The following is a 13333-nucleotide window of genomic DNA, read 5'->3' on the forward strand; positions in this document are numbered from 1 at the left end:
GTCGTGGCGGCATGCCATGCGCCGCGCGTTGCCCGTTGGCAGAGGCGCAAGATCGCTGGCGTGAGGACATGAGGCAGACCCGGAGTCGGGTATGCGCCCGAATCACCAGTGTAGTCTATATTTGCACCGTGTGCAGTCCCTGATTTTTTCAGGGGGCGGCATGCCCATGGGAAAGGGCGCCGCAATGGGAAGCAGGCGTGGACGTGCTGGCGCAAACGGGGGGGCGGCATGCGCCGCAGGGGGAGGAGTGGGGTGCCTCTGGCTACTGCCCTTGCTTGACGGCCAGCGGTGCACCGTCCTGCCCGGCGTAGAAGACGATGATCTCGGCCGGTTCGTCGCCGGGGTTGAAGCCCTGGTGGGGGGTGTTCACCACCTCCACGATGGGGTCGCCCGCCGCGAGGCGCAGTTCCTTGCCGTCCGCCGTGGTTACCACCAGTTGCCCGCGCGTGAGCACCCCGGCGTTGATCACCGGGTGGTGGTGCATGGGCAGGCGCGCCCCGGCCGGAATGGTGATGCGCAGGATGGTGACCTGCGGCTGGCCCTGCGGATAGGCGGGCAGCAGCGCGCCGTCCCAGCTGCGTTCCGACCGGACGAGTTGAACGGAACTGACGGTCTGGCTGTCGGCTTGGGGGGAGGGCTGTGCGTAAGTCTGGGTGCTGCCTTGCGTGCTCGCCGGGGCGGGATGCTGCCCGGCATGCCCGTTATCGTGCCGGGCAGCGCAGCCCCCGGCCAGCAGCAGGGCGGCAAGGCCGACGGGGCCAAGGATGGATGCAAGGGGGGTGCGCATGATGCTCCCGGATGTGCGTTGAGGTGCGGATTCATGGCATGAACCGGCGGGGGGCCGTCGCCGCTCACGGTTCTCTATATCGCCGGGTCGGCCCCGGTGAGCGTCAGGCCGAGGTTGCAACCGCCTTGAGGTGTTTCTGCCGCTTGCGGTCATACATCAATGTGTCGCACCGCTTCAGCAGCGCGTCAACGCTTTCGCCGTCGCGCGAGCAGGCCAGCCCGTAGCTGAACGCCACGCGGTATGGTCTGCCGGAGGCCGCATCCTGCTCCGCCAGTCTGCTTTCAAGGGTGCAGAGCCCCTCGTAGAGGGCGCCGGGGTCGTTGTCGAACTGGACCACGGCGAATTCGTCGCCGCCAAAGCGCATGACGCTGAACCCTTCGCCGAAGGTTTCCCGCAGCCCTTCCGCAAGCGCCAGCAGCGCCATGTCCCCGGCCGCGTGCCCGTACCTGTCGTTGATGGATTTCAGGCCGTCCATGTCCAGCAGGGCCACGCACATCTTCAGTTCCCGCATGCGCCGGGCCTTTGCGATGGCGTTGCGGTACGCTGTCCTGTTGGCCAGTTTGGTCAGTTCGTCGCGCTCGGACGAATTGATGAACACGGCCACCAACAGGATGATGCACGAGATGGCCCAACTGCTCCATATCGTCAGAAAGGTGAAGTATTGCAGCTGAATGGCCGCAGTTGCGGCAGGCAGGGCCAACGCCAGGGCGAACAGGGCCGTTTCTTCCCGTCTCAGCCGGTTGCGCTGGCGAATCAGAAAGCCCGCCGCCAGGGCCTGATAGCCGTAGAAAACGGCAGGCGACAGGGGGAACCACGGCCCGCGCGAGTAGGTGTTGTCGGGCGCGATGGAGAACAGCAGCCCCGCGTTGTAGCTGAATATGGCCAGCCCCGCGTTGCATGCAAGGGGAAGCGCCCAGAGCAGGGCGGAGGATGCGGCAAGGCGCACGCCGGTCCAATGGTGCAGGAAGGTCCACGTCAGAAAGGCGGGCACGGGCACCAGCAGAAAGCCGATGCTGTTCACCAGCTTGCCGAAGGGAACAAGCTGCGCGTCGTCACGGATCGCGCCGTTGAAGTTGGTGTCCAGCGCCACGCTGCATGCTTCAAGCACCAGCAGCACGAAGACGCACACCATGACGGAAACAAGGTGCCGGTGCGCGGCAATGCTCTTGTCCAGCTTGATGACCGCCACGACAATGGCGGGAAGCAATGCGAGACACATGAGGATGTCGACGTGAATCGTGGACAGATACGTCATGGAGTGTGTGCCTGCTGGAGCGTGCGTGTCCACATGCTTCCACCGTTGCAACGCACGATAGCCGTGGTGCGGAACGCTGTTGGCGGAAGCGGGCCTGTGTCGCTGGCGTGTTGTTTCCGCCATTGCATTCCCGACACTAGAGCGCACCGGGGCCGTTCCGTCAAGGGGCCGGGATGACGGGAAATGCGCGGTGCGGGGATGCGCTTTCCTACACCCGCACCTTCTTTTCGTACAGGTCGGGCAGGTCGTTTTCCAGCAGCACGGCGTCGCCGGGGCCGATGTTGGCGGCCAGCCAGGCGCGGGCGGCGGCGAAGTCCGCGCATTCCACCACCAGTTGGTCCGGCCCGGCGGCAGAGCGGAAGGCATCCACCAGGGTGGGGATGCGGGCCGGGGCCACGGCCAGCAGCACGTCGGCGCAGGCCGCGGCGCGCGCGCCAAGCTCGGCGTGGGCGCTGTCGTGCAGGGTGCCCAGTTCCACCATGCCGGGGGTCACCAGCACGCCGCGCCGCCCGGACTTGCGGTACAGGTCCAGCAGGTTCAGGGCGGAGGCGAAGCCGGAGGGGTTGGAATTGTAGGCGTCGTCGATGAGCACGGATCCGTCGGGCTGGGGCTTCACCTCCAGCCGGTGGGCGATCTGCGGCAGGCTGCGCAGCGCGCTGACCACCCGCTGCGGCTCCACGCCCACCCCGCACGCGGCGGCGAAGGCCAGGGCCACGTTGTCCACGTGGTGCATGCCGTGGATGGGCGCGCGCACCGCATATTCCTGCCCTTGGTACAGCAGGCGGGCGTGGATGCCGGAAAGGTCCTGCCCGGCTTCCAGCACGCGCACGGAAGGTTCCGCCGTGCCCGCCACATCCGTTCCCGCGCCCCCGTCCGCACCCGCGCACAGCAGCACCGCGCCCGCGTTGGCAGCAGCGAAGTCGCGCGCATGGCCGTGCTCCAGCAGGGCGGCGGGCAGCACCACCCGGCCCCCTCGGGCCACGGTGGCGTGCGCCAGCTCGAACTTGGCCCGCACCACGGTGGCCAGGTCCTTGAAGCGCTCGTAGTGGGCCGGGCCCACATTGGTGATGATGGCGAAATCGGGCGGGGCCAGCCTGCACAGCCGAGCGATGGAGCCGACGCCGTAGGCCCCCATTTCCGCGATGAAGAAGCGGTGCGCGTCGGTCAGTTTTTCCCGGATGATACGCGAAATGCCCATGGGCGTGTTGATGCTGCCCGGCGTCATCAGCGTGGGGTGGTAGCAGCCCAGCACGTGGGCCAGGATGTGCTTCACGCTGGTCTTGCCGTACGAGCCGGTGACCGCGATGACCGTGGGCGCGAGGCGCAGCAGCTTTTCGTGCGCCTGGTTCCAGAAACCCTGCTGAATGCGCGCCTCCACCGGGGCCAGGGAAGCGTTGGCCGCCACCAGCGTCAGCGGCAGCCCCTGCACCCCCAGAATCCAGAACGGCAGCAGGGCTGCGGGTTCGGCGGGGCACAGGGCCAGGGCCACGGCGTACAGCGCCGTCAGCCCCAGCGCCACGGACAGGATGCGCTTGACCCGCGCGGTGAGCACCAGCTTCTTCTTGGCGGCCTTCAGGGGGTTGTCTTCCACGGCGGCCACGGCCAGCAGGGCAAGGCTGGCGGCCCATTTGGCGTACGCCCCCCATTCCGTGGCATCCGGCGCGGCCAGCGCCGCGCCCCAGCAGGCCAGCAGGGGCAGAGTGGCGCGCTTGTCGAAGGCGCGGGCGGCGGCCATCCAGCGCAAGAAGCGCGGGCCGTCGTATTCCTCCTGCTGGAAGATGTGCAGGTAGGTCAGGCCGCGCCGCGCGGCGAACACGAGAAACGCCGCGCCCAGGAACAGAGAGCTAGCCACCGAAGATTCCCTCGCAGAAGGTGTCCAGGGCGTACACGGCCTGATGGCCGCCCGCCGTGAGGATGTCCAGATGCCCGAAGCGCGGCAGCACCTGCAGGTGCGCGTGCGGCAGCAGCCGGGCGAAGTCCTGCCCCATGGAGGGCGGGGTTTCCGTGTCGTTTTCGCCGTACAGCAGGTGCACGGGGCAGGCCACTCGGGCGGCCACGCCGGACAGGTTCTCGTTGACCACGCTGACGAACACCGGCCGCAGCGGCCCGGCGTTGGCGTAGTCCGCGCTGCCGAAAAAGCGGCGCACGCGTTCCGCGCCAAAGCCCAGCCAGTTGAGGTGCTTCAGCGTCTTGAATGCGGCGATGCGGCACCCGCGCGTGAACTTTTCCACGGGCGTGCGGCGGCGGGGAAGCCCGGCGGCGGCCATCAGGAACAGGCCGTCCACCAGGTCCGGGTGGCGGGCCGCAAGTTGCAGGCCCACCCGGCAGCCGAAGGAATGCCCCACCCACACCCGCTTGCCGCGCGGCAGGGTGCGCAGCCACGCGGCGGCGTGGTCGGCATAGTCCTGCGTGCCCCAGGTGGCGGGCGGCATGGCGGAGCGGCCGAAGCCGGGCATGTCCAGCAGGTAGTTGTCGCGCCCGTGGGTGCAGGTGTTGGCCAGCGGCAGCAGGTTGGCGTGGGTGTGCATCCAGCCGTGCGCCCATATGATTTGCGGGGCAATGGGCGGTGCGGGGGGCGTGCCGCCGCCGGTCGCCGGTTTCTGGCGGGCGGGCGCGGCATTGGGCAGATGCACCACGTGCATGTGGGGACCCGCCGGGCCTGGTGCGGCGGCGGAAGGCGCGGCGGTGTGCGGGGCGGAATCCATTCTGGCCTCGGAGTGGTGTGTTCGGCGCTGCGGCCGTCGCCCGCGTACGGCAATGGCCGCGAAAATGGGCGGGGTGAGCGGCGTGGCGCGCCCCGTGGTGTACACCGGGGGCGCGCTACGGGGCAAGGGGCGGCCTGATGCGTGCCGGAACGGGCGTCGGGCGCGGCGGGTGGCATGTGGCCTGGCGCGCCGCTGTGCGTTGAAAACCATGTCGGCAGGGCAAACGAAACGCGCGCCGCCCGGTGGGGACGGCGCGCGCTGCGTGCGGGAAAAGGAGGGCAAGAGGAGAAGGCTTGTGGGCAACCAGTTGGGCAGGATGTCCGACCTCTTCGGGGCGCTGCGCCAACGGGGACGCTGACGTTCTGGCTACCGGCGGGGGAACAGCCGGGCCGCCTCGGGGGTGGGATCCTCCGGGCAGGCGGTATGCCGGGCCATGGCCCGCGCCTCGTCGATCATCAGCGAGAGCAGCCGGGTGAAGCGCACCGGGGTTTGTGCCGCTTCCCACAGGAAGAAGGCGAACGAGCCCGGGATGGGGTTCACCTCGTTCAGCCATACCTCGTCGCGGGCGGCGTCATACATGAAGTCCATGCGCGGCGCGCCGGTGCCGCCAAAGGCCGCATAGGTGCGCACGGCAAAGTCGCGGATGCGGCCTTCCAGGCTTTCGGGCAGGTCGGGGTTGATCTCGCGCGTCAGCGAAAGCATGCCCGCGCTGCCGGAATCGCCCGCGCTCTTGGCTCCACCGCCCGCTTTGCCGCCGGTCTTTCCGCCGGACGAAAGGTACTTCTGGCGAAAGTCCAGCAGTTCGCTGTCGCGCTTGGGCCGCTCGATGGCCGAGGTGGCGTGGCCCTCGCCATCGCGCCGCACCGAAATGTTGTATTCCACGCAGCCGTCCAGGTACGGCTCCACGATGGCCACGGTGTCGTTCTGGAACAGGCCGGGCAGCACCGCCTCGATCTCTTCGATGGAATCCACCTTGGCCACGCCGATGCTGCTGCCCAGGTGCGCGGGCTTCAGGCAGCCGGGCAGGGTGATGCCCGCCAGCGCGGCTTCTATCTCGGCGCGCGGGGGCAGCAGGCCGCCCACGGGCTTGCGCAGCACCGCGCAAGGCAGCATGGGAATGCCCGCGCCGCAAAGGGCCTGCTTGGTGGCCGCCTTGTCCATGAAGATGGCGGAGGCCAGCACGCGCATGCCGGTGTAGGGAACGCCCACGGCCTCGAACAGACCCTGCATGTCGCCGTCTTCGCCGTAGGGGCCATGGAAGGCGGGGATGGCCACGTCGAAGGGAATGCGTTTGGGCTTGCCGAACAGCTTGGAGGTCTGCTCCACCAGCATGCCACCCTTGCCGGGGGCGATTTCCAGCGAGACGGCGGGCAGGCCGTCGGCGTCGCGGGCGGGGATGTAGGTGGCGCGGTCCAGCAGTTTTTCGCCGGTGCGCCAGACGCCGCAACGGTCCACGTAGACGGGCACGGGCTCGTAGAGGGATGCGTCCAGCGCCTGAATGACCTGCAGGCCGGTGACGATGCTGACGTCATGTTCGGGCGAACGCCCGCCGAAAAAGACCGCGACGCGGATTTTGCCGTTGGACATGATGGCTTCCTGTATGGTTTGCGGGCGCGGCGCGGGGCCGGGCGGCCCGCCATATGGGTAATGACGGTGGTGACCGTGATGCGGCGGCGATGCGGCGCGCCGGGCCTTGCGGGGCGCAAAACGTGCGCACTGCGGGGCGGCAGCCTGTGGCACCCTTGCCCCATGCCGCAGTAGGTGTCAATCGGCGCGCTTGCGCACGGGCGGCGGGGCGTGGCGGAACCATTGCGCGCGTACGAATGGTGCGCCGCCGTCATGTTGTAGCGCCGGGACGTCCCCTTCACAAGGGGATGACGCGGCCTGGTCGGCAGGCAAGCGCTTGACGGGGCGGCACGTGGCGTGCCGGGCAGCTTGCCGCTGCGGGGCGGCTGTGCCATGAACAGGGCGACGGGCGCGTTGCAGGGCGCGCCCATTTCGGCCTGCGGGCCACCATCCGGGGTTGCGCCACGGGATGGACGACATGCGCAGAACATCGGCCACCAGCTCCGGAGCGGCTTCATGCCGTGTTTCCGGCCACGCGGCAGGCGAAGCCTGCACCGAACACCGCATCATCACCAGTTGCACCCGCGACTGCCCCAACGGCTGCGGCCTGGTAGCCACCGTGCGCGATGGCCGCCTGGTGCGGCTGGCGGGTGACCCGGACCATCCGCTGACGCGCGGCAGGGCCTGTGCCAAGGCGCAGCGCTACGTGAAGCGGGTGTACAGCCCGGAACGCATCACCCACCCGCTGCTGCGCGACCACCGCCACCTGCCGTGGCGGCGCGCCACCTGGGACGAGGCGCTGGACCGCATCGCCGCGCGCATGACCGCCATCCGCGACGAATCCGGCACGGAAGCCATCCTGTACTACCAGGGCTACGGCGAGCGCACCGCGCTGAAGCTGCTGCACCGCTACTTCTTCAACCTGTTCGGCGGGGTGACCACCCTGCGCGGCTCGCTGTGCGGCGGGGCGGGGCAGGGCGCGCAGAACCTCGACTTCGGCCAGCGCGTCTCGCACGACCCGCTGGACCACTGCAACAGCAACTCGCTCATCCTGTGGGGCCGCAACCCGGCATCCACCCAGATCAGCCTGCTGCCCATCCTGCGCGACATACGCAAGGGGCGCAAGGGGCGCAAGGGGCGCAAGCGGGGTGGCACGGTGGTGCTGGTGGACCCGGCCCGCAACCGTTCGGCCCCGCTGGCCGACCGGCACATCGCCCCGCGCCCGGGCGCGGACGCCTTCCTGGCCATGGCCGTGGCCAAGCTCATTGTGCGCGCCGGGGGCGCGGACCGCGCGTTCATGGAACGCCACGCAGAGGGCGCGGCGGAATACCTGCGCATCCTTGACCGGTACACCGTGGACGACCTGTGCGCCCGCTGCGGCGTGCCCATGGCCGACGCGGAATTTCTGGCGGACATGATGCAGCGCCAGCGCCCCACGTCCATCCTGTTGGGCTGGGGCATGCACCGGCACGAGGCGGCGCACCTGTCCATCCGCGCCGTGGACGCGCTGGGGGCCATCAGCGGCAACATCGGCGTGCCGGGCGGCGGCGTGAGCCAGGGCTTCGAGGAATATGGCCCCTACGACCAGCAGTACTGGGGGGACGGGTTGAACCCGCCCCGGCGCACCCTGCTGCTGCCGGAAATAGGCCGCGAAATACTGGACGCGCGCGACCCGGAAATCCGCATGATCATGGTCACGGCTGGCAACCCGGCCTGCATGGCGGCGGACGGCGGGGCCGTTGCCCGGGCCTTCCGCAAGGCGGAGTTCGTGGTCTATTCCGGCCACTTCATGGACGACACGGCGGACCTGGCCCATGTCTTTCTGCCCGCCACCACCTTTCTGGAAGAAGACGACGTCATGGCCAGCTACGGCCACAACTACGTGGGGCCGGTGAACAAGGCCATCGAACCGGTGGGCGAGTGCCGCTCGGAATTCATGATGTTTCACGACCTCGCGGCGCGCTTTCCCTTTGCGGAACGGTTCCGGCGCGGCGTGGACGCATGGCTGCATGACCTGTGCGCGCCCATGCGGGAACAGGGCTGCACGCTGGAGCGGCTGCGCAAGGGAGCCTACCGGCTGGACGCGCCCATGGTGCCCTACGCGGACAAGACCTTTCCCACGCCGTCCGGCAAGTTTCGGTTCATGACCGACTTCGACCCCGCCGGGCTGGGCGCGGTGGAGCCGGACTATCCCTACCGCCTGCTGACCATCGCCCCGCACGGGTACATCTGCTCCGAACGCACCATGGCCGAGCACGACGCCCTGGCCGAGGTGGTGCTGGCCACGGAAGAGGCCGCCCGACTGGGCCTGTCCGACGGTGCGGTGGTGCGGGTGGAAAGCCGCGTGGGCGCGGTGAAGGCCCTCCTGCGCACAGAAGACGGCCAGCGTCCGGACATCCTGGTGGCCGAGCGGGGTGGCTGGAACAAGGCCGGGCACGGGCTGAACCTGCTTACCCTCGCCCTGTCCAGCCTGGTGGGCCGAGGCACGCCGTACTACGAGACCCGCGTGCGGGTGACGCCGTGGCCCGACGACGGGCTGACCGGCCTGCGCGTGCTGGTGGTGCAACCGGGCAACGACGCCCCCGGCGGCAACTTCAGCAAGGAGCTGGTCCGCTGCGGCGCGGCGCTGACCACCCTGCGTCCCGGGCACGGGGGTATGCTGCCTTGCCCCGACGAGGCTCTGGCCGGGTACGATGCGCTAGTGGTCCTGGGCGGGCCGCAGCACTGCTGGGACGATGTGGATTCCCCCTATTTTCCGCACCTGATGGACCTGCTGCGCGCCTTTGACGCGGCGGGCAGGCCGGTGGCGGGCATCTGTCTGGGGGCGCAACTGCTGGCGCGGGCCCACGGCGGCAGGCCGTGGACCATGGACGGGCTGGAGTTCGGCTTCGTGGCGTTCATGCCCACCGACGCGGGCCTGACCGATCCCGTGTTGTCGGGCGCGCTGCCCCTGCCGCGCCTGATGTCCTTCCACGAAGACTCCTTCGACCTGCCCGGGGGGGCCACCCTGCTGGTGCGGGGCGAACAGTGTTGCAACCAGTGCTTTCGCGTGGGCAATGCGTCCTACGGCTTCCAGTTCCATCTCGAGGCGGATTCCGCCATCGTGGCGGATTGGGTGGGCATGTTCCGCAAGGGGCGGTCGGGGAGCCTGGACGAGTACGCCGCCTGCCGGGAAACGTTCGGCGACGCGTATTTCGACGACCTCGCGCGCGACATGCCCCTGTTGCTGGAACGCTCGGAAACGTTCTGCCGCAAGGTTGCGGCGGCGTGGCTTGCCCTTGCCCGGCGGGGGGAAGGCTGATCCCGCGCCAGTCCCTGTGCCAGTCCCTGTGCGGTTCCGGCGGGTCATCCGCCCTGCGCGTATGCGTACGCACCTTTTGTCTCGTCATTACAAGTCCGGCCAAGTCCGGCCAAGCCCGGCCAAGCCTGGCCAAGCCCCGGCCAATCGCCGGGGCTTTTCGCGCTGTTGCACGGGTATGGCATTGCACACGGGAGGGGTGAGACGCACGCGCGACAATAATGGACACAATGCCCTCTTTGTTACATGGTGCAAACTGGCGGCGGCAGCGGATGCGGACCCTGTTTTCGTCTTCCACCGAGCCACGGGGGTATGCCATGCGTAACCATCTGCGTTTTCTTCTGTTGCTGCTTCTGGGGGCGTGCGTGTTCGCGGGGCGCGTAGCTTTTCCCGGTGTGGCCCAGGCGCGGGACACGGTGACGCGGGTCTGCGTGGTGCAGAGCTACAACGCCGAATATATCTGGAGTCAGCACATCAACGCCGGCATCCGCAATGCCCTGAAGGGCGCGGGAGTCGTCATCGACGTGTTCTACCTGGACGCCAAGCGCAATCCCTCGCCCGACAAACTGCGCGCGGCTGCGCAGGACATCGCCGCCCGCATCGGGAAGCTGGCCCCCAGGCTGGTCATCACCGTGGATGACGTGGCGCAGAAGTATCTGGCCGTTCCGTACCTGGTGGGCAAGGGCGGCCCGCAGGTGGTGTTCTGCGGGGTCAATGCGCCGCTGGAAACCTACGGATATCCGGCGTCCGACGTGACCGGGGTGCGCGAGCGCTGGCATTTTCGCGACGGTTTCGACCTGCTGCACAAGATCGACCCGCGCGTGAAGACCGTGGCGGTATTGCTGGATGATTCGGAATCGGCGGGCTACGTGCTGGCCGACATGCGCGCCGACCTGGCCCGCAACGGCCCCTTTGCCCTGCAACTGTCCGACGTGGCCATGGTGCGCACCTTTCAGGAATGGAAGCGCGCGGTGCTTTCCGCGCAGGAACGTGCCGACGCGGTGGCCCTGGGGCTGTATCATTCGTTGGTGGACGAGGCCACCGGCGCAGTAGTGCCCGTGGAAACCGTGCGCGACTGGAACCTTTCCGTGTTGCGCAAACCCACGCTGGGCTTCAGCGACGCCACCCGCGACCATGGGCATCTTTGCGGCATCCTGGAATCGGGACACGAGCAGGGGCTGCTGGCGGGGCGCATGGCCCGCCACCTGGTGCTGCGCGGGGGCAAGGCCGGTGACCTGCCCGTGACCATCAACCAGCAGGGGCTGGTGTTCGTCAACCTGAAGACGGCGGAACGCCTGGGGCTGGTCATTCCCTACGAGATCATCAAGGCGGCGGAGATGGTCATCCAATGAGCGTGTTCACCGAGCGGGCCTGGCGCTGGGCCATGCTGAACAGGTTCAGCGCCTCGGCGCTGACGGCGGTGTTCGTCGGGGTGGTGGTCATTTCCGTGGTGTCCTACCGCCACACCCGCGCCACGGCCGAGGACATGGCCGTGACGCAGATGGTGCAGGCGCTGGAACTGCTGGACCGCGATGTTTCCGGCCGGGTGCGGGACATGGCGCGCCGCACCTTTCTGGTGAGCCAGGAAGAGGTATTGCCGCTGGCGCTGGAGGGCTCGTACCTGGGGCGCTCGGCCCGGCTGGCGGCGCAGCGCAAGCTGGATGCGTTCGTGCAGGCGGGCGGGTTCAGCCACCTGACGCTCATCAACAGCTCGGGGGTGATGGTGCTGACCACCGTGCCGGTGGCGGAAGACCGGCGCGACGTTTCCCATCGTGCAGCGTTTCAGACGGCCATGCAGGGACGCGCGGCGCTGGAACTGGTGCCGGTGTCCGTCACCACGGGCGGCGCGGTGGTGGTGACGACCGAGCCGGTGCGCGACACGGAGGGCAATGTGACCGGCGTGGTGGCGGCCATCACGGAAATGGACGCCTTTTCGCGCGACATCCTGGACAGCGTGCACCTGGGTTCCCGGGGGGGCGCGTACATCCTGAGCGGCGAGGGGCGGCTGGTGGCCCGGCCCGGCTGGTCCGGCGCGGACGCCTTTTCGCCCGACGCGCTCCTGATGGACATGCTGCACTCCGGCGATGGCTCGGAGTTGGACATCCACCGCGTCCCGCGTGCGGGGCGGGAACGCCTGATGCTGTTCCGGCGCAACGAGGTCACGGGCTGGTACCTGGTGGTCGAGGCGGACGAAGAAGATTTGCTGGCCCCGGCGCGCAGGCTGGCCGCCGTGAGCGGCGGCATATCGCTGGTCACGCTGGCCTGCGTGGCGCTGGCGCTGGGCGCGTTGCAGCGGGCCATGGCCCGGCTGCGCCGGTCAGAAGCCAGGTTTTCCAGCCTGTTCCGGCTCTCGCCGGACAGCGTGCTGCTGGTTGCGCCGGACACCGACATGGTGGAGGATGTCAACGACACGGCCGCCGCGGCGTTCGGCCTGCCGCGACAGGCCATGGTGGGCCGCACCGTGCTCGACCTGGGCATCTTTGTCGGCGAGAGCGCGCGGCGCGGGGCATGGGCGCGGCTGGAGACGGAAGGGGTTGTACGCAACGCGGAAGTGGCGGGGCGCACCCCCGACGGCCGGGAGGTCATCCATTCCCTGTCGGGGCAGGCCATGGACATCGGCGGCAGGCCGCTGTTCATGCTGGTGCTGCGCGACGTGACGGAACTGAAGAAGATGCAGGAGGTCATGATCCAGACCGAGAAGATGATATCGGTGGGGGGCATCGCGGCGGGCATCGCCCACGAGATCAACAACCCCCTGGGGGCCATCATGCAGGCCTCGCAGAACATGCGGCAGCGCATGAACACCATCCTGCCCGCCAACATCGCGGCGGCGGAAGAGGCGGGGTTGGATCTGGATGCGCTGCAACGCTACCTGAAGGTCCGCAAGGTGGACCGGTTCATCGAGGACATCCGCTCGGCGGCCATCCGCGCATCCAGCATCATCCGGCATATGCTGGACTTCAGCCGCAGCAGCGCCGCGCGCAGCACGGCCAGCGACCTGCGGGGCCTGGCGGCCCGCGCCGTGAACCTGGCCGCCAGCGACTACGACCTGAAGAAGAATTACGATTTCAGAAAAATACGTATCGACATCCAGTTCTCGGATGACCTGCCCCCCGTGTCCTGCGTGGAGACGGAGGTGGAGCAGGTGCTGCTGAACCTGCTGCGCAACGCGGCGCAGGCCCTGGCGGGCATGAATCCGCCGCCGGATGAGCCGCGCATCATCCTGCGCGCCTTCCCGCACGGGGACTGGCTGCGCCTTGAGGTGGAAGACAACGGCCCCGGCATGGAGCCCGAGGTGCAGCGGCGCATCTTCGAGCCGTTCTACACCACCAAGCCGCCGGGAGTGGGCACGGGGCTCGGGCTGTCGGTGTCGTACTTCATCATCACCAAGGGGCACGAGGGGCGCATGACGGTGGAATCGCGCTCCGGCGAGGGCAGCGTGTTCCGCATCGACCTTCCCGTGAGCGGCCGCCCCGTGTCGGGGGGGAGACCGCCGCACGAAGGAATGGACGCGGACGGGAATCCCGCCTCCGGCGGGGACGGAGCCGCAGCCTGATCCGGCGTGCGCCGCCATTGCCCGCAGTCTTTTTCGCCCATGACGCACAAGGCCCCCGGCTGACGCCGGGGGCCTTTCCGCAGGGCCGTGCAGGGTGGCCCGCGGACAGGAGGATGCATCAAGGAACGGATGCATCATGGGTGCTCCGGGGGCGACGCCGGGGTGC

At 68.8% G+C, this 13333-nt stretch carries 8 protein-coding genes; 3 read left to right on the plus strand and 5 right to left on the minus strand.

What is annotated here, in order from left to right:
• Positions 1 to 262: 262 nt before the first annotated feature.
• The 5 genes from RVX_RS04200 to RVX_RS04220 all read right to left on the minus strand — a co-directional run bounded on the left by RVX_RS04200 (position 263) and on the right by RVX_RS04220 (position 6334).
• On the minus strand, positions 263 to 787 hold the full coding sequence (locus tag RVX_RS04200; RefSeq protein WP_116304861.1) for a cupin domain-containing protein: 525 nt from the start codon (positions 785 to 787) through the stop codon (positions 263 to 265).
• Between the two features lie 103 nt (positions 788 to 890).
• Positions 891 to 2042, minus strand: coding sequence for a sensor domain-containing diguanylate cyclase (locus RVX_RS04205; protein WP_116304862.1), 1152 nt, complete (start codon positions 2040 to 2042; stop codon positions 891 to 893).
• Between the two features lie 208 nt (positions 2043 to 2250).
• Complete coding sequence (locus RVX_RS04210; protein ID WP_116304863.1) at positions 2251 to 3894, minus strand: Mur ligase family protein; 1644 nt, start codon at positions 3892 to 3894, stop codon at positions 2251 to 2253.
• Positions 3887 to 4747, minus strand: a complete 861-nt coding sequence (locus RVX_RS04215; RefSeq protein ID WP_230404360.1) for an alpha/beta fold hydrolase — start codon at positions 4745 to 4747, stop codon at positions 3887 to 3889. The genes RVX_RS04210 and RVX_RS04215 overlap by 8 nt, the downstream gene beginning before the upstream one ends.
• Before the next feature lie 366 nt (positions 4748 to 5113).
• On the minus strand, positions 5114 to 6334 hold the full coding sequence (locus RVX_RS04220; protein WP_116304865.1) for a D-alanine--D-alanine ligase: 1221 nt from the start codon (positions 6332 to 6334) through the stop codon (positions 5114 to 5116).
• Between the two features lie 448 nt (positions 6335 to 6782).
• Between RVX_RS04220 and RVX_RS04225 the strand changes: the two genes are divergently transcribed.
• From RVX_RS04225 to RVX_RS04235, 3 genes are all read left to right on the plus strand, one after another.
• Positions 6783 to 9614, plus strand: a complete 2832-nt coding sequence (locus RVX_RS04225; RefSeq protein WP_420192413.1) for a molybdopterin-dependent oxidoreductase — start codon at positions 6783 to 6785, stop codon at positions 9612 to 9614.
• Positions 9615 to 9928: 314 nt separating this feature from the next.
• Complete coding sequence (locus RVX_RS04230; RefSeq protein ID WP_230404361.1) at positions 9929 to 10963, plus strand: ABC transporter substrate-binding protein; 1035 nt, start codon at positions 9929 to 9931, stop codon at positions 10961 to 10963.
• Positions 10960 to 13167 carry a PAS domain-containing sensor histidine kinase gene (locus RVX_RS04235; RefSeq protein ID WP_230404363.1) on the plus strand — a complete coding sequence of 736 codons (2208 nt, stop codon included), beginning with the start codon at positions 10960 to 10962 and terminating at the stop codon, positions 13165 to 13167. The genes RVX_RS04230 and RVX_RS04235 overlap by 4 nt, the downstream gene beginning before the upstream one ends.
• Positions 13168 to 13333: the final 166 nt, after the last annotated feature.

It is taken from the genome of Nitratidesulfovibrio sp. HK-II, assembly GCF_003402415.2.
Taxonomy (GTDB): domain Bacteria; phylum Desulfobacterota; class Desulfovibrionia; order Desulfovibrionales; family Desulfovibrionaceae; genus Cupidesulfovibrio.